The organism is Thalassovita autumnalis (assembly GCF_001458255.1).
GTDB lineage: Bacteria > Pseudomonadota > Alphaproteobacteria > Rhodobacterales > Rhodobacteraceae > Thalassobius > Thalassobius autumnalis.
The window spans coordinates 122,206-141,118 of the sequence record NZ_CYSB01000039.1 but is presented as its reverse complement, the minus strand read 5'-3'; the positions used below and the strand labels follow the sequence as shown (position 1 = coordinate 141,118).

Below are 18,913 nucleotides of genomic sequence, written 5' to 3'. Positions count from 1 at the left end.
CGGGGCATGGATGTTGTGACAGATCACCCCTTTGCCGATCCTGCGGTTGCTGCAGCTTTTCAGGCGTTTGAACCGGACGCGCGTGCAGGGCTGATGGAATTGCGCCATCTGATCCTGACCATCGCGGCAGAGTTGCCTCGGGTCGGCCCGGTTGAGGAATGCCTGAAATGGGGACAGCCCGCCTATCTGACGCCCAAAACCAAGGCAGGCTCGACCCTGCGACTGGGGGTGCCCAAAACAGGCGGTTTTGCCCTTTATGCTCATTGTCAGACCAGCATCATCCGCGATTTTGCTGAGGCCTTTCCGGGGCAGGACCAGATTGAGGGCAACCGCGCCGTGCTGTTTCAACGCGCGGAACAGATCACGCCAGCGCGCCACGGTGTGTTGATCCGTCACGCGCTGACCTATCACCTGCCGCAGGGCTAGCGTCGCGTGCGTTTGACCTTGCGCTGAACCTTGGCGGATTTCTTCTTGGCGCGGTTCATCTGACGCTTGCCGGGGCGGCCTTTGCGATGGCCCCCGCCGCGGCCTGAACGCGGCACCTCTTCGCCCTCGACCGAGACCAGTTCCAGCGCGACGGAGCCTGAGATCGGCGCGGTTTCCGTCAGTTTCACGGTGACCTTCTGGCCCAGCGACAGGGTAAAGCCGCTGTCGACCCCCATCAGCGTGCCGCTCTCGCGATCGAAGTGGAAGAATTCACTGCCTAGCGAACGGACCGGGATCAGACCATCCGCGCCGGTGTCATCCAGCCGGACAAAGGCGCCGTATTTGGCGATTCCACTGATCCGGCCTGCAAACTCATTGCCCACCCGTTCAGACAGGAAGGCCGCCAGATAGCGATCTGTGGTGTCGCGCTCCGCCATCATGGAGCGGCGTTCGGTTTCGCTGATGTGATTGGCGGTTTGCTCCAGATCTTCGCTGTCTGCCGCTGTCAGCCCATCGTCCCCCCAGCCGTGTGACGAGACCAGTGCGCGGTGCACGATCAAATCCGAGTAGCGGCGGATGGGCGAGGTGAAATGCGCATAGCTGCGCAGTGCCAGCCCGAAGTGGCCAAAGTTCGACGGGCTGTAATAGGCCTGCGTCATCGACCGCAGCGTTGCCATATTGATCAGCTCGGCAAAGTCGGTGTCTTTGGCTGCTGCCAGCAGGCGGTTCAGGTGCGCGGTCTGCAACACCTGCCCCTTGGCCAGCGTCAGGCCCGAGGTCTCAGCCGTTTCGCGCAGGGCGTCCAGCTTTTCGACGCTGGGTTCTTCATGCACCCGGAACAGCAGTGGTGATTTCTTTGCCGTCAGGGTTTCTGCCGCCGCCACATTGGCGAGGATCATGAATTCCTCAATCAGCTTGTGGGCGTCCAAACGGTCGCGGAAATTGACGCTAAGCACCTCACCCGCATCGGACAGAACCACCTTGCGTTCGGGCAGGTCCAGATCCAGCGGCTGGCGGCGTGCGCGGGCTTTGACCAGCAGATCATACGCCTCGTAAAGCGGATGAATGACCTGATCCATCAAGGGTGCGCATTTCTCATTCACGTCCCCATCCCGGGCGCGCTGCACCTCCTGATAGTTCAGCGACGCGACCGAGCGCATCAAGCCCCGCACAAAGCGGTGGCCGATCTTTTCACCGCTGGCGTCGATCTGCATCCGCACAGCCAGACAGGCGCGCGGCACGCCTTCGTGCAGCGAACACAGATCACCTGACAGGCGGTCCGGCAGCATCGGCACAACGCGGTCGGGGAAATAGCTGGAGTTGCCGCGCTTGCGCGCTTCGCGATCGAGCGCTGAGCCGGGGGTGACGTAATGGGCAACGTCCGCAATGGCGACCCAGATGACATAACCGCCCTTGTTCTTGGGATCGTCATCGGCGTGGGCCCAGCAGGCATCATCGTGATCGCGCGCATCGGCGGGATCAATGGTGACCAGCGGCATGTCCCGCATGTCTTCGCGTCCGGTCAGGACGGCGGGTTTCTTGCCATCGGCTTCGGCAATCACCGCATCGGGGAAATCATCAGGGATCCCGTGCTGATGGATCGCGATCAGCGACACGGCCTTGGGTGCGCTGGGGTCGCCCAACCGGCTGACTATGCGGGCGCGCGGCAGGCCCATGCGGCCCTTGGGACCGGCCTGTTCGGCTTCGACCAACTCACCTTCTTTGGCGCCATGTGTGGCACCGGCAGGGACCAGCCATTCTTTTTGGTCGCCCTTGTCGATGGGCAGGATGCGGCCGCCTTCGGCGGATTTGCGGAAGACACCCAACACCCGATGCGGGTTGGTGCCGATGCGGCGGATCAGCTTGGCCTCATATTGATGCGCCTCACCTTTGACCTCACTCAGTCGGCCAAGGATGCGGTCCCCCGCCCCAAGCGCCGGGTCCGAGGCCCGCAATACCATCAGGATCTTCGGCTCTGCCCCCTCGCCCTGCCATTCCATGGGGCGGGCGTAAAGATCGCCATCGCTGTCCGCCTCGGTGATCTGAATGACCGAAACCGGTGGCAGCTTGTCTGGATCGCGGAAGGTTTTCTTGCGCTTTTCCAGATGGCCCTCGGCCTCCAGCTCTTTCAGCATGCGCTTGAGGTCGATCCGCGCAGCACCTTTGATGCCAAAGGCTTTGGCGATGTCACGTTTCGAGGTGAGGGTCGGGTTGTCCGAAATCCATTCAAGGATCTCAGGCTTTGTTGGCAGCTTGCTCATAAGGCGCAGGTAGCACGGCAGGGCAGGGGCGTCACGCGATTATGCGTTTTGGGGAGGAGTGGGTTTGGCGAGATGGAATGCCAGCGAAGTATGTTCCGCCCAACAGGAACTGTTGGGCCGCGCCGTTCCGCCCCCACGGGGCGGCGCGTTCGCACCTCCCCTCGGAACGGCGCTAGGCTTAGGCGTTTTTAGTGGGTGCAATTTTTCAGCGCTTTCAAATCCGCCAGCGTGTCCACATCATCGAGTGTATCCACCAGTGCGATGCGTTTGCCGGGTAGACTGGCCATTGTGTCGGACAATGCGTGTTCACTCGACCAGCGTACCTTCTGGAACAGGCTGCGCGGTGGGCGGGTGGCCTGTTTCAGGCCCACCAACCAGTATCCACCGTCCGGCGCGGGGCCGAAACAGGCGTCATGATCGCCAAGTGCGGTAAAGGCGCGGGCGATATGGGCGCGGGTGATGCCGGGGATATCGGCGCCGATGATGCAGACCGGGCCGGGTGGTGCGGTCAGAAACACGCGGCCCATCCGGTCCCCCAGATCTCCACGTCCCTGCGGGATGCGCGGCAGATGCGCGGGCCAGACGCGGCTCATCATGCCTTCCACATCCGGGGCGACGGCCGGTACCGTGTCCCAGCGGGGATCTTCGATCCGGCGCAGCAGGGCCTGCACCTGATGGCGAAACCACCATGCAGCAGTGGTCATGCCCAGATCGCGACCTAAACGGGTTTTGACGCGCCCGGGGCGGGGTTCCTTCACCATGACCACCAGATGCGGCCGGCGTTGTGAGATCATGACAGTTCCAGCTTCATATCGCGGTGATCGATGCCGGCATCATCATAGACCGGGCCGTAGGCGGTGAACCCCAGCTTTTCATAGAAGCCCAATGCGTGCAGCTGCGCGCCCAGTTTGACCTGCTGGATGCCTGGGGTGTCACCGGCAATTGCGATGCAAGCCTTGATGAGCGCCGCGCCAAGCCCGGTGCCGCGGGCGGTTTGCACCACGCAGACACGGCCCACTTTGGCGGTTCCCTCGGTGAAGACGATGCGCGCGGTGCCCAGTGGTGTGTCCCCCTCTGTGGCCAGCACATGGGTGGCTGTGGCGTCCAGCGCGTCCTGCTCTTCGGCAACTGGGACGTCCTGTTCCAGCACAAACACCTCATGGCGCAGGGCGAAACAGGTGGTCAGGTCATCGGTCTGGGCAATCTGCCAGGTCATGCAAAGTAATCCGCCAGAATGCGGCTGTAGATGGCTTTCAGCTGGTGGATCTGCTCCACCTCGATCCGTTCATCGACCTGATGCATGGTCTTGCCCACCAGACCAAACTCCACCACCGGGCAATGGGCTTTGACAAACCGTGCATCCGAGGTGCCGCCGGTGGTGCTGAGGTCAGGCGACACACCGGTTTCCGCCTCCACCGCTTTGGCCACCAGATCGGACAGCGGGCCGGGCGGGGTGATGAAGCTTTCGCCGGAGATTTTGATCGTCATGTCGATCTCCACCCCGGTTTCGGCGGTGACTTTGTTGGCTTCGGTCTGCAGCCAGTCGCTGAGCGATTGCCCGGTGTGGGTGTCATTGAAGCGGATGTTCACCGCGCCGGTACATTTGGCAGGGATCACATTGTTGGCCGGGTTGCCGGTGTCCATGGTGACGATGGCCAGGGTGGAGGGATCAAAATGATCGGTGCCCTGATCCAACTCATGGCTGGCCAGCTGGTCCATCAGCCGGGCCATCGCGGGCAGCGGGTTGTTGGCGCGATGCGGATAGGCGGCGTGCCCCTGTTTGCCGGTGAAGGTGAACCAGGCCGACATTGACCCACGGCGGCCGATTTTCATCATCTCGCCCATATGGTTGGGGCAGGTCGGCTCACCCACTAGGCAGACGCTCATCGCTTCGTCGTTTTCATCCATCCAATCCAGCAGCGCAACGGTGCCGAAATCGCCGTCACCTTCCTCATCCCCGGTGATGGTCAGCACGACCGATCCGTCTGGCGCCTTGTCGCGCACGAAATCCACGGCCGCAGCGGCAAAGGCGGCAACACCTGTTTTCATATCCGTCGCCCCACGGCCCCACAGGATGCCATCCTCAACTTCACCGCAGAAGGGCGGTTTGGTCCAGGCGGCCTCATCCCCGACCGGCACCACATCTGTGTGGCCGTTAAAGCCAAAGGTCTTGGCATGACCCTTGCCGCCCCAGCGGGCATAGAGGTTGGGAATGCCCTCACGATCCACCCGGGTGCAGGTGAAACCGGCGTCGCTCAGCAGATCCTCAAGCAGGACCAGCGCGCCACCTTCCACCGGGGTGACAGAAGGGCACTGGATCAGTTTGGCCGAAAGATCGACGGGACAGATGGGCGAGGGATGGGTTTGCGACATCAGAGGGCTCCTTAGGCTTGGCCAAGGGCTAGCGCGTCTGGGCGGCAAGGGCAATTGCCTGCACCGGTATCACGGATCAATTGATCGCCAGGGGGCGTATGCAACACTTGCCTGTTAGATGGAAAGAGGCCCTTACTTCAGCGGGTTGATCCGTGTATAAAGGCAAAAAATGTCCCGAGGCAGGACGCAAGAACCATAGAGGCCAAAAGGCCCAGGTGAGCAGAAATTTGACTGATTGCCCCAGATCTGATGTCTGGGCTGCTCTGGCTGCGTGCTGCCCATGAGAGTGGGTGGGGTGAGCATATGGCGATCGCAAATGAACTGCCGATCAACAATAACGCCAGCGCGATTCAGATGGCCGAAGAGATGTTCGGCGCTGGGGTCACGGTGGTGGATGCCGATTACTATGGGGATCGGCGGTCTTCGGGCACCTATTCCAATGGGGATTCGATTTCCGAAGGTGTGACACCGGGCGACACTGGCGTGATTCTGTTGACGGGGCGCACCAGCAACTTCACCAAAAGCAGCGGCTCCAGCAACACGAACACTTCCAACAGCACCTCGACCAACACCAGCGGGGTGAACAACAATGCGGCCTTCAATGCGGCGGCGGGCACCAGAACCTATGATGCGTCCTTCATGGAAGTGGAGTTTATCCCTGACGGCGATACGCTGACGCTGCAGTTTGTCTTTGCCTCGGAAGAATACCCCGAATACGTCAACAGCCTGTATCAGGATTTCATCGGCGTCTGGGTGAATGGCCAGCAGGTGGATCTGGCGGTGGGCGATGGTGATATCGATCCGCTGAATATCAACGGCGGCAACAATGAGTCGCTGTTCATCTCGAACCTCAATGATGAATACAACACCGAGATGGACGGTTTCACCGCCACCATGACGCTGAAGATGAACGTCAATGTCGGTGAGGTGAACACGCTGCGGATCGGGATCGCGGATGTGACCGATTCAAGCTACGACTCGACCCTGTTGATTGCCGGGGACAGTGCCCAGACCGCCTTCATTGCGCAGGATGATGCGGTGGATGTTGCGCCGGGCTTTTCCAAAACCATCGACGTGCTGGGCAATGATGGCGACGGCAGCAGCACGCTGACGCTGACCCATATCAACGGTCAGGCTGTTTCCGCAGGATCGGTTATCACCCTGACGACCGGTCAGCAGCTGCAGGTCAATGCCGATGGCACCCTGACCGTTCTGGCGGATGGTGATCTGGAAAGCGTCATCTTCTCCTACACCGCGGAAAACGGCGCTGGCATCAGCGACTCGGCCTTTGTGACGGTCAATCAGGTGCCCTGTTTTGTTGAAGGCACCAAAGTGAAAACGCCCGAGGGCGAGGTTGCAGTGGAACATCTGCAGGTGGGCAATCTGGTGCTGACCAAAGATGATGGTGCCCAACCGCTGCGCTGGATCGGGTCACGGACGGTTGCGGCTGCGGGCAGCTTTGCCCCGATCCACATCCGTCGCGGCACCTTTGGCGAACATGGTGACCTCTGGGTGTCGCCGCTGCACCGTGTTCTGGTGCGCGACCCGATGAGTGAACTGCTGTTTGCGGAGGCCGAAGTGCTGGTTGCCGCCAAAGAGCTGGTGGATGGCAAAAACGTGCGTCAGGTCGAAGGCGGTGAGGTGACCTATGTGCATCTGCTGTTTGACCGCCACCAGATACTCTGGTCCGAAGGTCTGGAAACTGAAAGCTTCCTGCCCGGTCCGCAGATCGTGCATGCTTTGGAACAGGATGTGATGACTGAGATCTGCACGCTGTTTCCGGAACTGGACCCTGAGACCGGGGCGGGCTATGGCCCTGCCGCCCGCCAGACGCTACGCCAGTATGAGGCCAGCCTGCTCAGCGCACCTGCCACATCTGCCCCCAAAGATGAGGTGGCTTAACCGTGGCTTGGATCGCGCTGTCAGATCAGCACAGGCAGGTCTTTGACCCGGGCGGCATTGGCACCGCGCGCCCCGCTGCGCCGCTGGAGGTGACGCCCAACAGCCTGCTGACGCGCGGATCGATCCTGTTTGAAATGCGCCTGCCCGGTGATGGGCGACCGCGCAAGCTGCTGGGGTATCGCCGCGATCACCCCTGGGTCAGCTCGCTGTCCATCCAGGAGCTGCCCACAGGCGGCATCGCGCTGGTCATCACCCAGGGCCGTGAGGTGTTTCACACCGTGCTGGAACATGATGCAGTGACCCAGGCCGAAGAGCTGCGTGTCACCTATAGCTGGGACGCCCCCGCACGCTGGGGCCGGCTGGCGATTGAGCAGGTGCGCAGCGGCAAGGTGTTCCTGAAAGAGTTGCAAGACCCCAAGCCGCTGCTGCTGTCTGATCTTAGGGTGATGACGCTGGACCCGATGCAGCGCCAGATGGACCGGGCGGTGCTGTTTTTTGCCGTCTCTACCGAGGTGGAGCCGATCGGCCCCATGCCCAGCATTGCAGCGCAGGTACCAATCCTGACGGATCAGGGTTATCGCCCAGCACATAAGATCCGGCGCGGCGATCTGTTGCGGACCCCCCACCATGGACTGGTGCCGGTGTTGCAGGTGGTTTCACGTGAAGTGCCAGCCTTTGGCAGTTTCACGCCTGTTTGCCTGCGTGCGCCTTATTTTGGGCTGCAGCGCAATCTGGTGGTCGGGGCGGAACAACGTTTGCGCTCTGGCGGGTCGGCGGTGGAATATCTGTTTGGCAAAGCCTATGTGCGCATCCCGGCAACGCATTTGATCAATGGCGTTTCTGCGATCCGGCAAGAGGCCGGCAATACCATCCGCTACCACCAGTTCCTGCTGCCGGGCAATGAACCCTGCATCGCGGCGGGCACCACGTTGGAGACGTTGTTCCTAGGGCGGGGGCGGCGCAATGCAGCGGTGATGCAGGCCTCACTTCTGGCGGATGCGGAACGGGCACGTCTGCCGGAACATGTGGCCCCGGCCTATCCGTTGTTGGATCACTTCGAGGCCATCACCCTGGCCGAGCTGCGCGCGGCCTAGGTACCTCGCAAAAGAGCCGGTTACTGAACCGGCCCCTCCACATCATTCAGATCTTCGCCGTCAAAGAACGGCGTCATCTGCGCCACAATGACCGAGTTCTCTTCCAGCGCGCGGGCCATCAGCTCACGCTCCTCGGCGTTGATGTCGTGACCCTGTTCAAGTCGCTCATCCAGCGTGCCGTAGCCGGTGACATCCAGAGGTGCCAGATCGGCCTGCTTCAGGATCGCAACGGTTTCGCGCACAGCCTCGGCTTCATCAATGCCGCTTGCATAGATCATCAGCGCGCCGCCGGTTGCGCCTTCGGGCAGACCGTCACCGTCTTTGCGACCAACCTGCACCAGCAGGGTATAGACCTGCTGGCGCGAGGGTTTCTTTTGTTTCTTTTTCTCGCTCATGTTCCGGCAATACGCCGATGCGCTGAGCGGATCAAGCGGTTAGGGGCTGTCGGTGCCCGCTCAGGGGCGGCCAAGGAAATCACGGCTGACCGTGCCTTTGAAACAGCGGGGGAAGAAGGGGAAGCTGTCGGTGGCAAAATACACATAGCGCCCCTCAACCTCGGCCCCATTGCATTCATCTAGGTTGCCGCTGCCGGCCTTATAGATCCAATCCTGCACATAGGTGCCATCATGCCTGCCACCGGGCCCGCCGTTCCGATTGCCGGATTTCAGCTGATAGGAGCTTTGCGCGCCGCCCCCGACATAGTGGATTTCGAAACCATCCGCCGCATAGCCGATGAGGGAGCCATGCAGATCACCGGTCCAGACGTCAGCCGGGGCGTGGTAATGATACAACCCGCGTTTATCGACATGGGCATTGGCGTGATCCATGCCCAGCATATCCGCACCGCCCATGCCCTCAACCTGCCATCCGCTGGCGCGATTGCGGGAAAAGCCGCGGCGGCTGGAGGCGTCATAGAACTCTGCCGTGCCGGGGCGCAGCATGATCCCTGTCAGCGTGATGCCCGATGCATTGGTGCGGGTCACGGTGCGCCCGGTCTGTGCCGGGGTGGCATCAACGCAGATCTTTATCGACTGGGTTTTGAAACTGTTGGGATTGCCCCGGGTCGGAAACCGACCAATGTCATGTGGCGGCGTTCCGTTAGAGGTGATGCAGCGCTGATCGCCTTTGACGGTGACCTTGGCTTGGCTACCGTGAGCCTTATCGTGTGCTTGGGCGTGCTGCGCGGTGAATCCCAAAACAATTGCGACGGTCAATAGGCTGGCACGAATCATGCAATCTCTCCTCTCAATATGGTGTGAGATAGCACGCATGCGCCTGATGATTCCGTCGCGTCAGCCGGGCAAATTTCGCTAAACTCACGAAAAGGCTAGCGAAACACTCGTGAAACACGCCTCCTTTGGGATGTGTCTCGCGGTGGTTTCCCATTCTTTTGGGGTGGCGCCTCTACGGAATCATGCCCACTCCCCTCCCTATGCTGCACCTGCGATTGAGAGTGGAAGCTGCTAGCTTTGGACAGGTTTTTTAAGACGCAGTTTGCGAGTTTCAGGGGTTCACGATGGTTGCGGCGAGTCAGTTGGACATCAACACCAGTGCATCAGCCGATCAGATGGCAGAGGCGATGTTTGGCGCGGGGATCGAGGTGGTCAGCGCCACGTATTCTGGCGACAACGCTTCTTCTGGTATCTATTCTGGCGCGGATGAGACCATGCCGGGTGTTGCACCCAGCGACGGCGGCGTGATCCTGTCTACTGGTCGCGCAACCGATGTCACCAATAGTTTCGGTGAGGCGAACCAAGCCTCGAACACAACGACAGACACATTTGGTGTGGATGGGGATGCCGGCCTCAATGCGATTGCAGGAACTCAAACTTACGACGCCGCAATTTTTGAGGCTGAATTCATTCCGACCGGTGACATTCTGTCGATGCAGATCACCTTCTCGTCCGAGGAATATCTGGAATGGGTGAACTCCGGCTACAACGATGCGGTTGGTATTTGGGTCAATGGTGAACAGGCTGAGCTGACCATCGGGGACAGCGAAATCTCCATCGATGAGATCAACCCAGAAAGCAACCCGGATTGGTACATCGACAACGCCAACGATGAATACAACACCGAAATGGATGGGATGACGATCACCCTGACATTGCGGGCGCCGGTGAATGCCGGGGAAAAGAACACCATCAAAATCGGCATCGCGGATGCGGGCGATTCTCAATATGACAGTAACCTGATGATCGCTGCAGACAGCGTTCAGAGCTACATCACCGTAAACGATGATGAGATCGAAATGCAGGTCGGCTCTGAGGGAACCTTGGATGTGTTGGCCAATGATGAGATCATGGATGACGGCACGCTGACCATCACTCATATCAACAACCAGCCGCTGGTCCTGGGCAATGTCATCACGCTGAACTCCGGCACCCAGGTCAGCCTGAATGAGGATGGCACCCTTAACATCGTTGCGGCGGATACTGAGGGAGAGACGACCTTCACCTATTCGGTTGTCGACGATATGGGGATGGAGGCGTCGGGCTACGCGACGGTCAAGACCGTTCCCTGTTTCCTGTCCGGCACCATGATTGACACCGCCCGTGGCAGCCTGCCGGTGGAAAGCTTGCTGCCCGGCGATCTGGTCCTGACCCGCGATCACGGCTATCAGCCGGTGCGCTGGTCGGGCACCTGCAACCTGATTTCCAAAGAAGACAACGCCCCGATTGAGATTGCCGCCGGCGCGCTTGGCAATCACGGCAAGCTGGTGGTGTCACCCCAGCACCGGGTGCTGTTGCGTGATCTGCGGGCGCAGCTGATGTTTGATGCCAATGAGGTTCTGATCCCCGCCAAACACCTGATCAATCAGCGCACCGTGCGCCGACAGGAGGTTGGGCAGCGCGTGACCTATGTGCATCTGCTCTTTGATCGGCATGAGGTTCTGCGGTCCAACGGCATGTGGACCGAAAGCTACCTGCCGGGCCCTGAGGCCGGCACCAGCTTTGACGCAGATGTGCAAAATGAGATCCTCAACCTGTTTCCGCAGCTGGATCTGTCGACCGGTCGCGGCTACGGTCCGGCGGCGCGTCTTTCTTTGCGTGAATTTGAAACGCAGGCCTTGCTGGCCAGCTGATTTCAGTAACAAAAAACGGCGCCCGGTGAGGCGCCGTTTCTGTATTCAGGGATCTGCGGCAGATCAGTCGCGCAGCAGTTCGTTGATGCCGGTTTTCGAACGGGTCTTTTCATCCACGCGCTTCACGATCACCGCGCAGTAGAGGTTGATGCCGTTCTTCGATGGCATGGAGCCTGAAACAACAACCGAATAGGGCGGCACTTCGCCATACATGACTTCGCCGGTTTCACGATCAACGATTTTGGTCGACTGGCCGATGTAAACGCCCATGCCCAGAACCGAACCTTCACGGACGATACAGCCTTCAACAACCTCGGAGCGCGCGCCGATGAAGCAGTTGTCCTCAATGATGGTTGGGCCAGCCTGCATCGGCTCCAGCACGCCGCCAATGCCAACGCCACCGGACAGGTGTACGTTTTTGCCGATCTGTGCGCAGGAGCCAACGGTGGCCCAGGTGTCTACCATGGTGCCTTCGTCAACATAGGCGCCCAGGTTCACGAAGGACGGCATCAGCACAACGCCAGGGGCCACATAGGCCGACTTGCGCACAATCGCGTTCGGTACGGAACGGAAGCCAGCCGCTTTATACTCGGCCTCACCCCAGCCCGCGAACTTGCTGTCGACCTTGTCCCACCAGCTGGAGCCCTGCGGGCCACCGGACTGCAATTCCATGTCCTTGATGCGGAACCCCAAGAGAACCGCCTTCTTGGCCCATTGGTTCACATGCCAGTCGCCGCTTTCCAGCTTCTCCGCCACGCGCAGCTTGCCCGAATCCAGCGCATGCAGGGTGGATTCGATGGCATCGCGGGTTTCGCCAGTGGTGGCGGGGGTGATGGTGTCACGGGCGTCCCAGGCGGCTTCGATGGCCTGTTCCAATTGAGCGTTCGACATGGAATGTCCTCTTGTTCAATGCTGCGTTTCGCAATCGCTATAGGCGAGAGGCGCGGTTTTCGCAATGCGACCGCACGACCTCATGCGTCCGTCAGCGACCCAAGCGCGGCAAACATGTCGCGATCGTCGCCGGTTCCGGCGTTTGGCGCGGTCAACAACACATCGCCGTAGAACACAGAATTGGCCCCGGCCAAGAAGCACAGCGCCTGCTCTGCGGTGGAAAAATCCGATCGCCCTGCTGACAGGCGGACGCGGGTTTTCGGCATCACGATCCGGGCGGTGGCAACCATGCGCAGCAGGTCAAAGGCCTGCACCTTTTCGCGGTGTTCCAGCGGCGTGCCTTTGGTGGCGATCAGCGCGTTGATCGGTACGCTTTCGGGGTGCGGGTCAAAATTTGCCAAAACCTGCAACATGCTGGCCCGGTCGCGCCAGCTTTCGCCCATGCCGATGATGCCGCCACAGCACAGATCCAGTCCGGCGTCGCGACAGTAAGACAGGGTTTCCAACCGGTCCTGATAGGTGCGGGTGCCGATGATTTCGCCGTAAAACTCAGGGCTGGTGTCGAGGTTGTGGTTGTAGGCTTTCAGCCCAGCCTCGGCCAAGGCTTCGGCCTGATGGGGCTGCAGCATGCCCAGGGTGACACAAGCCTCCATCCCCAGATCGTTTACGCCGCGCACCATTTCCAACACGTTGTCAAACTCCTGCCCATCCTGCACCTTGCGCCATGCCGCGCCCATGCAGAACCGTTCGGCGCCTGCCTGCTGGGCCCGTTTCGCCAGGGAAATGACGTGTTTCGGGTTCATCAGCTTTTCTTTGTCCAGATCCACCTCTTTGTGGTGGGCAGATTGTGGGCAATAGGCGCAGTCCTCGGGGCAGCCGCCGGTTTTGATCGACAGCTGGCTGGCCTTTTGAATGTCATCGGCGCTGTGGTGGCGCTGGTGCAGAGTGCTGGCCTGTCCGACCAGTTCCAACAAGGGGAGGCGCATCAGCGCCTCCACCTCATCCACGGTCCAGTCCGAGCGGATTTCGGCCCGAACGGCGGATGCTTTCTGGGGATTATCAAGCATCCGAAGCGGTCCCGCGGATTTTGGCAATCAGGGCCGCCGGTGCGCCCAGCACCACAACGGCTGCGAGGGTGATCTTCACCAGGTCACCAGCGATGAAAGGGGTGAAGCCCCAGGCCAGCAGTTTGCCGTCAGGGGCGAATTGCGCCAGCCAGGCCAGTCCCAATGCATAGATCGCAGCCAGACCTGCCAGCATTGCCGGCCAGAGCGCCATTCTCGGCAGTTTGTCGGCTGCATAGCCCACGATCACCGTAGCGACGAGGAAGCCGGCCAGATAGCCGCCTGAGGTGCCCATCATATAGGCTAGGCCGATGCCTTTCTCAGGTGTGCCAGCGAACACCGGCAGGCCCGCAGCCCCGGCTGCCAGATAGGCCGCCATGGTCGAGGTGCCCAGACGCATCCCGTAGGTGGCGGCGATCATCATCAGCGCGGCAACCTGCAGGGTCATCGGCACCGGCCAGAACGGCACCTGTACCTTGGCGCTGACGGTCAAAAGGGCGACGCCAGTGGCAACGCGGATCACCTGATCCGTCAGGCTGAGCGAGGTGGCGGAGAGTCCGAGAGTGGATTTCATAGCAGGGGCCTCCTTTTATAGATAAAATATCCCGTATGCTGCGTTGCATCATTAATAAAATAGATAATTTGGCAAGGCATAACTTTGAGAAAATAGTTTTTGTCTATAAAATGAGGGTTTAGCGCAGGGTGATGCGGTCTGCGCGGCGCAGGTGGCGGCGCAGCAGCTCACAGGCGGCGCTCACATCGCGCCGTCGCAGCAGCGAAAGAATCGCAGCGTGATCCTTATCCTCGCGCTGGCTCCAGCCGCTTTTCCAGTTCGCAAGCAGGTGACGGGCCGAGGCGATGTGCAGGTCGTCAATCGCCGCCAGCAGGCGTGGCATGCGGCACGGCGTCAGGATGGCGCGGTGAAAGGCGCGGTTGCGCGCCTCCCAGGTGGGCAGGTCCTCGGCCGCATCGCAGGCTTTGCGGGCCTCTTCAGCAAGATGCAGCTCGGCCGTTGTCATCGCCAGACCGGCATGTTGCAGCGCCAAAACCTCAAGCGCGGTGCGCATTTCGGTGATTTCGCGCAGCTCTGCCGGATCCAATTCACTGACCCGGGTGCCACGGCGGGGCAGGCTGACCGCCAGACCATGGGCTTCCAGTTTCAGGAAGGCTTCGCGCACGGGCACATGGCTGGTGTCAAAGGCACGCGCGATGTGGTCCTGACGCAGCTTCTCCCCCGGTGGCAGGCTGCCACGGATGATCTGTTCGGACAGGGTATCGTAGATGCGGTCGGCGATGGTGGCATTGGACATAGATTATCTATAATTTCCCATCGCTTTGGCGACAACTGGCGAAATGACGCTGTTCTGCCGGAATTCCCCGCCCGTTCCTGTCACGATCGCATGAGATGCACTGGCCTCCCCCCGGAGGGCGCGCTAGGCTGAAAAGATAAACATGAGAATAAGGATTTCCGAGCATGAAAGATGATCGTCGTAGCCGTTTCCGGGATGCCCACACCGATATCGAAACCTCGCATGAGGTGCCCGATACCGCGCAGACGCGGGCACCGTCTTATAAGCTGGCGTTCAACGACGATGATTTCCTCTGCCGGGAGGAGCTGCGGCCGGTGCGGCTGCAGTTGGAGCTGCTGAAACCGCAGCTGCTGATGGATGAATATGGCGTCGACAGCACCGTGGTGCTGTTTGGTGGCGCACGCATTCCGCGGCCAGAAAACAAAGATCAGGCGCGCACCCAGACCTTGGCGGATCTGTCTAAATACTATGACGAAGCGCGCGAATTTGCCCGGCTGATGACCCTGCGCGGAATGCAGGAAGAGGGGCGCGAATACGTTGTCTGCACCGGTGGCGGTCCCGGCGTGATGGAGGCAGGCAACCGTGGCGCACAGGATGCGGGCGGCGTGTCTATTGGCCTGAACATCGTGCTGCCGCATGAGCAGGCCCCGAATGAGTTCGTCTCACCGGATCTCTGCTTCAACTTCCATTACTTTGCCATCCGCAAGATGCATTTCCTGATGCGGGCGCGCGCTGTCACGGTGTTCCCCGGTGGCTTTGGCACGTTGGATGAAACCTTTGAGGCGCTGACGCTCATCCAGACCGGCCGCATGGAACGGGTGCCGTTCCTGCTGTTCGGCGAAGCCTTCTGGCGGTCGATCATCAACTGGGAGGCCCTTTCAGAGGCAGGCACCATCTCGGCTGAGGATCTGGATCTGTTCCGCTTTGTCGAAACCGCGCAAGAGGCGGTGGATATCATCGACAACTGGGAAGGGGCTGGCACCAAACGGGACGTGATCCCGGGCCGCTAAGGCGGTGGATTAGTGCAGCAGCTCCTGCGGGATTTCGCAGATTTCTTCGTGGGAGCTGAGGTTCTCAATCACATCACCGTGGTCGGTGTGTTTGACACCATAGCCGTAGCCGAACAGGCGGTGCTTCCACTCGCGGACCGAGACCGACTTGCGGCGCTCTTCGCGGATAAGCTCCATCACGGCGACAGTTTCTAGGGTATTTGATTCATGGATACTCGCAAACATAACACTGATCTCCAACATGGTTCACAGCTTCAGTAGACCGTAGATCTACGTATGCGGAAAAGCGCCCTATTCAGGTAATTATGTGAAACTTCGATGCCGCTACCCCCAAAAGGGGGTGCGGTTTTACCAATTCCCGGCTGGATTTCGGTTCAGGAAATCAGGAAAATAGGCCCATCAAGATCGCCGGTTCCGGTCGGTCTTTTGCGGCCTACTCCCCAAAATCAGCTGTTCATGCCCGCTTCGGCTTCGATCTGCTTGCGCGACTTGCGGGCACGTTCGGTGGCCGATTTCAGTTGGCCACAGGCCGCCATGATGTCATCGCCGCGGGTTTTGCGGATCGGGCTGGCGTAGCCGGCTTTGTAGATGATGTCGGCAAAGGCCCGGATGCGGTTGTTCGACGAACATTTGTAGGGCGAACCGGGCCATTCGTTGAACGGGATCAGGTTGATCTTGGCCGGGATGTTGTAATCCTTCAGGTATTGGATCAGGCGATGGGCGTCCTCATCGCTGTCGTTGACACCGTTCAGCATCACATACTCAAAGGTGATCCGCTCCGAGTTCGAGGCCTTGGGGTATTCGGCCAGTGCGGTCAGCAGTTCGTGGATGTTCCACTTCTTGTTGATCGGTACCAGAACGTCGCGGGTTTCATTCGTGGTTGCGTGGAAACTAATTGCCAGCAGACAGCCGATTTCCTGCGCGGTTTTAGCAATTTCAGGCACCACGCCTGAGGTCGATAGGGTGATGCGGCGGCGGCTGAGTGAAATGCCCTCGCCATCCATCGCGATCTTCATCGCGTCGCGCACGTTGTCGAAGTTATAAAGCGGCTCACCCATGCCCATCAGCACGATGTTGGACAGCAGGCGGGGGCCCGCATCGCCAGTGCCGACACCGGGTTCGGGCCATTCGTCCAGATCGTCCCGCGCCATCATGATTTGGCCGACAATCTCACCAGCGGTCAGGTTGCGCACCAGTTTCTGGGTGCCGGTGTGGCAGAAAGAACAGGTCAGTGTGCAGCCCACTTGCGATGACACACACAGCGTGCCGCGGCCCTCTTCGGGGATGTAGACCACCTCCACCTCATGGCCGCCGGCGATGCGTACCAGATATTTGCGGGTGCCATCGGTCGAGACCAGCTTGCTGACAACCTCAGGAATTTCGATGACGAAATGCTCGGCCAGTTTGGCGCGGTAGGCCTTGGCGAGGTTGGTCATTTCGGCAAAGTCACGCACGCCCCACTGATAGACCCACTGCCAGATCTGGTTGACCCGCATCTTGGCTTGTTTCTCAGGGGTGCCGATTTCGATCAGCGCCTCACGCAGACCGGCACGGGTCAGGCCGACAATGTTCTTCGGCCCCTCCGGCAGTTTCCGGGGGAATGTTCTGACATCCTGAGTAATCGGTGCAGTGGCCGTCATATCGCGCTTCCTAGATGGGATGAGCGCGTTCCATACAGGATTCGGATGGGTTTGCCAAAGCCTATATGGCATAGGCTCTGGCGTTGCATGGCTGCTATGCAGGCGGGCTTAACCGTAAAGCTGACGCGCCTGCGCAAAGCTGAGCAACCGCTGGGTCTTGTCATCCCACAGATGCAGCCGCGCGTTGCGCAGGCTTTCGCGGATGTTCATGCGGTTGATCTTGGCCAGTTCCGCATGGTCCTTCAGTACCTCAGGCAGGCGATAAAAGGGGATGCGGCTGTAGACATGGTGCACATGGTGGATGCCGATATTGGCGCTGAACCACTGCAGCACCTTGGGCAGCACATAGTAGGACGATCCATGCAGTGCGGCGTGGTGCATCTGCCAATCGGTATCAGGCGCCCATTGAGTGCATTCAAACTGGTGCTGCACATAGAACAGCCACATTCCGGCCGTGGCGGCAATCAGGATTGAGGGCAGGGCGATCAGCAGCAGCGGTGCCAGGCCACCGAAGTACCAGATAACCCCAAACAGCACGATGATCGACAGGTTGGTGGTCATGGCAGAGGCCCAGTAACGCCCCTGTTTCATCAGGCCAATGGGCAGGCGGTTCTGCAGGAAGAACAGGTAGCTGGGGCCGAAACCGAACAGCACAAACGGGTTGCGATACAGGCGGTACTGCAGCTTACCCAGTTTCGACAGGGCCTGGTATTCCTCAACCGTCATGGTGTGGATATCGCCCATCCCGCGTTTGTCCAGATTGCCCGCGGTGCCGTGGTGCGCCGCATGGGTGCGGCGCCAGACGTCATAGGGCGTCAGGGTCAGCACGCCGATGATCCGGCCGGTCCAGTCGCTCAGATGGCGGTTCTTGAACAGGGCGCCATGACCGCAGTCATGCTGGATCGCAAAGAGGCGCAGCAGGAACAGCGCGTTTGCCGCGCCCAGAACAAAGGCGAGAATGTAGCTGTAGGACATCACCCACCAGGCCAGCGCCCAGATGCCGATGAAGGGCAAAAGGGTGATCGCCACCTCGGTCAGACTGCGGCCAGTGCTGGGTTCGCGGTATTGAGCCAGAACTCGGACCCAATGCTGGGCTTTGCGTTTCTCTTGCGTTTCAACGGTGCGGCTGTCTTGGGAGTCTAACATCGGGTCTTTCGTCTTTTAGCGTTCAAACCCGCATAGACGAGAGGGGCCACAGTGCAAGGAAATAATTGTCAGGTTCAAATAAATGACGAAAAAGTCGCGGCTCGGCCCACAGTCGCGGGCCGAAATCCGCCGTATTCCCGTGTTACTTGCAGCGGGTCTGCGCCTCTTCAATCGCGGCGGTGAATCCGGAGAGCGAGAAGGTGTCTTTGGTCGTGGTGCGACTGCGCGCTGACAGGCCAGTGACCACGGCTTCACGGCCACGTTTCAGCGCGGTGATGATCTTGGCATCATCCGCTGCGCTTTGGGTCCAGGCCCATTCGCCTTCGGTGAAGAGTTTGAATTCCTGTCCATCCACGTTGAGGAGCACATCCACACCTTGGGCAAAGCCGTAGCCGCCGGTGAAGGCGATCTGGCCCTGAATGCCTGAGCCGGGGCGATAGAAAGCGATCAGCAGAATATCACTGCGCTTTACAGATACGATCCGGCCCTCGCGGGTGTTGACGGTTTCCTTAGGGGCGGCCACTGCCCAGCACTCTTTGGGGTCTTTGTCTTCAAAGACACTCCAATTGGTTTTGGTGGCGACCTCATTGGTGCTGCTTTCTTGTGCCCAGGCGGCGCCCGATGCAGACAGTACCATCGCTGCCCCGATAAGGGTGCGTGCAATACGTGATACCATGTGTTCCAGCCTCCAGCTGTCCTTGCCTCAAATTT

19 protein-coding genes are annotated in these 18,913 nt (G+C 60.0%); 5 read left to right on the top strand and 14 right to left on the bottom strand.

Features of this window, described 5'->3' with window-relative positions; translation table 11 throughout:
• The first annotated feature begins 6 nt into the window (after positions 1-6).
• Positions 7-426, top strand: a complete 420-nt coding sequence (locus TL5118_RS16500) for a DUF1801 domain-containing protein (protein WP_058245416.1) — start codon at positions 7-9, stop codon at positions 424-426.
• Here the strand turns inward: TL5118_RS16500 and rnr are convergent.
• The 4 genes from rnr to dapE all read right to left on the bottom strand — a co-directional run bounded on the left by rnr (position 423) and on the right by dapE (position 5,060).
• Complete coding sequence (gene rnr / locus TL5118_RS16495; protein WP_058245415.1) at positions 423-2,687, bottom strand: ribonuclease R; 2,265 nt, start codon at positions 2,685-2,687, stop codon at positions 423-425. The genes TL5118_RS16500 and rnr overlap by 4 nt on opposite strands.
• 188 nt (positions 2,688-2,875) lie before the next feature.
• Positions 2,876-3,481 (bottom strand): TIGR04282 family arsenosugar biosynthesis glycosyltransferase, encoded by a 606-nt coding sequence (locus TL5118_RS16490; RefSeq protein ID WP_058245414.1) that lies wholly within the window; start codon positions 3,479-3,481, stop codon positions 2,876-2,878.
• Positions 3,478-3,903 carry a GNAT family N-acetyltransferase gene (locus tag TL5118_RS16485; RefSeq protein WP_058245413.1) on the bottom strand — a complete coding sequence of 142 codons (426 nt, stop codon included), beginning with the start codon at positions 3,901-3,903 and terminating at the stop codon, positions 3,478-3,480. The genes TL5118_RS16490 and TL5118_RS16485 overlap by 4 nt, the downstream gene beginning before the upstream one ends.
• On the bottom strand, positions 3,900-5,060 hold the full coding sequence (dapE, locus tag TL5118_RS16480) for a succinyl-diaminopimelate desuccinylase (protein ID WP_058245412.1): 1,161 nt from the start codon (positions 5,058-5,060) through the stop codon (positions 3,900-3,902). The genes TL5118_RS16485 and dapE overlap by 4 nt, the downstream gene beginning before the upstream one ends.
• Positions 5,061-5,363: 303 nt before the next feature.
• On the opposite strand from dapE, the gene TL5118_RS16475 reads away from it, so the two are divergent.
• Both TL5118_RS16475 and TL5118_RS16470 read left to right on the top strand, forming a co-directional pair.
• Positions 5,364-6,962, top strand: a complete 1,599-nt coding sequence (locus TL5118_RS16475; RefSeq protein ID WP_058245457.1) for a Hint domain-containing protein — start codon at positions 5,364-5,366, stop codon at positions 6,960-6,962.
• Positions 6,963-6,964: 2 nt separating this feature from the next.
• On the top strand, positions 6,965-8,056 hold the full coding sequence (locus tag TL5118_RS16470) for a Hint domain-containing protein (protein WP_058245411.1): 1,092 nt from the start codon (positions 6,965-6,967) through the stop codon (positions 8,054-8,056).
• A gap of 20 nt (positions 8,057-8,076) precedes the next feature.
• Here the strand turns inward: TL5118_RS16470 and TL5118_RS16465 are convergent, their stop codons facing one another.
• Together TL5118_RS16465 and TL5118_RS16460 are read right to left on the bottom strand one after the other, a co-directional pair.
• A complete protein-coding gene (locus TL5118_RS16465) occupies positions 8,077-8,451 on the bottom strand; it encodes a DUF8846 family protein (RefSeq protein ID WP_058245410.1) in 375 nt (124 codons plus the stop codon).
• 60 nt (positions 8,452-8,511) lie between these two features.
• Entirely contained in the window at positions 8,512-9,288 is a 777-nt protein-coding gene (locus TL5118_RS16460) for a YHYH protein (RefSeq protein WP_058245409.1), read from the bottom strand.
• A 284-nt stretch (positions 9,289-9,572) separates the two neighbouring features.
• Here TL5118_RS16460 and TL5118_RS16455 point away from each other — a divergent pair, with 284 nt between their 5' ends.
• Complete coding sequence (locus tag TL5118_RS16455) at positions 9,573-11,141, top strand: choice-of-anchor L domain-containing protein (protein WP_058245408.1); 1,569 nt, start codon at positions 9,573-9,575, stop codon at positions 11,139-11,141.
• A gap of 63 nt (positions 11,142-11,204) precedes the next feature.
• Here the strand turns inward: TL5118_RS16455 and dapD are convergent, their stop codons facing one another.
• The 4 genes from dapD to TL5118_RS16435 all read right to left on the bottom strand — a co-directional run bounded on the left by dapD (position 11,205) and on the right by TL5118_RS16435 (position 14,406).
• Positions 11,205-12,032, bottom strand: a complete 828-nt coding sequence (dapD, locus tag TL5118_RS16450; protein WP_058245407.1) for a 2,3,4,5-tetrahydropyridine-2,6-dicarboxylate N-succinyltransferase — start codon at positions 12,030-12,032, stop codon at positions 11,205-11,207.
• Positions 12,033-12,112: 80 nt separating this feature from the next.
• A complete protein-coding gene (gene bioB, locus TL5118_RS16445; RefSeq protein WP_058245406.1) occupies positions 12,113-13,099 on the bottom strand; it encodes a biotin synthase BioB in 987 nt (328 codons plus the stop codon).
• Positions 13,092-13,670, bottom strand: a complete 579-nt coding sequence (locus tag TL5118_RS16440; protein WP_058245405.1) for a biotin transporter BioY — start codon at positions 13,668-13,670, stop codon at positions 13,092-13,094. Before TL5118_RS16440 ends, bioB begins: the two co-directional genes overlap by 8 nt.
• A 118-nt stretch (positions 13,671-13,788) precedes the next feature.
• On the bottom strand, positions 13,789-14,406 hold the full coding sequence (locus tag TL5118_RS16435) for a GntR family transcriptional regulator (RefSeq protein WP_058245404.1): 618 nt from the start codon (positions 14,404-14,406) through the stop codon (positions 13,789-13,791).
• Between the two features lie 164 nt (positions 14,407-14,570).
• Here TL5118_RS16435 and TL5118_RS16430 point away from each other — a divergent pair, with 164 nt between their 5' ends.
• Complete coding sequence (locus TL5118_RS16430; RefSeq protein WP_058245403.1) at positions 14,571-15,416, top strand: LOG family protein; 846 nt, start codon at positions 14,571-14,573, stop codon at positions 15,414-15,416.
• Positions 15,417-15,425: 9 nt separating this feature from the next.
• On the opposite strand, the gene TL5118_RS16425 is transcribed toward TL5118_RS16430, so the two are convergent.
• From TL5118_RS16425 to TL5118_RS16410, 4 genes are all read right to left on the bottom strand, one after another.
• A complete protein-coding gene (locus TL5118_RS16425; RefSeq protein ID WP_106404236.1) occupies positions 15,426-15,641 on the bottom strand; it encodes a hypothetical protein in 216 nt (71 codons plus the stop codon).
• A gap of 221 nt (positions 15,642-15,862) precedes the next feature.
• Positions 15,863-17,056 (bottom strand): dual-specificity RNA methyltransferase RlmN, encoded by a 1,194-nt coding sequence (gene rlmN, locus TL5118_RS16420; protein ID WP_058245401.1) that lies wholly within the window; start codon positions 17,054-17,056, stop codon positions 15,863-15,865.
• 108 nt (positions 17,057-17,164) lie between these two features.
• On the bottom strand, positions 17,165-18,202 hold the full coding sequence (locus TL5118_RS16415) for a fatty acid desaturase (protein ID WP_058245400.1): 1,038 nt from the start codon (positions 18,200-18,202) through the stop codon (positions 17,165-17,167).
• A 142-nt stretch (positions 18,203-18,344) separates the two neighbouring features.
• Entirely contained in the window at positions 18,345-18,878 is a 534-nt protein-coding gene (locus tag TL5118_RS16410; protein WP_058245399.1) for an invasion associated locus B family protein, read from the bottom strand.
• Positions 18,879-18,913: the final 35 nt, after the last annotated feature.

What these genes read in the sequence shown, in the direction of transcription:
- TL5118_RS16455 (WP_058245408.1), top strand. Translation starts at nt 9,573, where the DNA reads ATGGTTGCGGCGAGTCAGTTGGACATCAACACCAGTGCATCAGCCGAT.
- TL5118_RS16485 (WP_058245413.1), bottom strand. Translation starts at nt 3,903, where the DNA reads ATGACCTGGCAGATTGCCCAGACCGATGACCTGACCACCTGTTTCGCC.
- TL5118_RS16435 (WP_058245404.1), bottom strand. Translation starts at nt 14,406, where the DNA reads ATGTCCAATGCCACCATCGCCGACCGCATCTACGATACCCTGTCCGAA.
- TL5118_RS16430 (WP_058245403.1), top strand. Translation starts at nt 14,571, where the DNA reads ATGAAAGATGATCGTCGTAGCCGTTTCCGGGATGCCCACACCGATATC.
- TL5118_RS16465 (WP_058245410.1), bottom strand. Translation starts at nt 8,451, where the DNA reads ATGAGCGAGAAAAAGAAACAAAAGAAACCCTCGCGCCAGCAGGTCTAT.
- TL5118_RS16440 (WP_058245405.1), bottom strand. Translation starts at nt 13,670, where the DNA reads ATGAAATCCACTCTCGGACTCTCCGCCACCTCGCTCAGCCTGACGGAT.
- TL5118_RS16425 (WP_106404236.1), bottom strand. Translation starts at nt 15,641, where the DNA reads ATGTTTGCGAGTATCCATGAATCAAATACCCTAGAAACTGTCGCCGTG.
- TL5118_RS16460 (WP_058245409.1), bottom strand. Translation starts at nt 9,288, where the DNA reads ATGATTCGTGCCAGCCTATTGACCGTCGCAATTGTTTTGGGATTCACC.
- TL5118_RS16410 (WP_058245399.1), bottom strand. Translation starts at nt 18,878, where the DNA reads ATGGTATCACGTATTGCACGCACCCTTATCGGGGCAGCGATGGTACTG.
- TL5118_RS16490 (WP_058245414.1), bottom strand. Translation starts at nt 3,481, where the DNA reads ATGATCTCACAACGCCGGCCGCATCTGGTGGTCATGGTGAAGGAACCC.
- dapD (WP_058245407.1), bottom strand. Translation starts at nt 12,032, where the DNA reads ATGTCGAACGCTCAATTGGAACAGGCCATCGAAGCCGCCTGGGACGCC.
- rnr (WP_058245415.1), bottom strand. Translation starts at nt 2,687, where the DNA reads ATGAGCAAGCTGCCAACAAAGCCTGAGATCCTTGAATGGATTTCGGAC.
- rlmN (WP_058245401.1), bottom strand. Translation starts at nt 17,056, where the DNA reads ATGACGGCCACTGCACCGATTACTCAGGATGTCAGAACATTCCCCCGG.
- dapE (WP_058245412.1), bottom strand. Translation starts at nt 5,060, where the DNA reads ATGTCGCAAACCCATCCCTCGCCCATCTGTCCCGTCGATCTTTCGGCC.
- bioB (WP_058245406.1), bottom strand. Translation starts at nt 13,099, where the DNA reads ATGCTTGATAATCCCCAGAAAGCATCCGCCGTTCGGGCCGAAATCCGC.
- TL5118_RS16415 (WP_058245400.1), bottom strand. Translation starts at nt 18,202, where the DNA reads ATGTTAGACTCCCAAGACAGCCGCACCGTTGAAACGCAAGAGAAACGC.
- TL5118_RS16500 (WP_058245416.1), top strand. Translation starts at nt 7, where the DNA reads ATGGATGTTGTGACAGATCACCCCTTTGCCGATCCTGCGGTTGCTGCA.
- TL5118_RS16475 (WP_058245457.1), top strand. Translation starts at nt 5,364, where the DNA reads ATGGCGATCGCAAATGAACTGCCGATCAACAATAACGCCAGCGCGATT.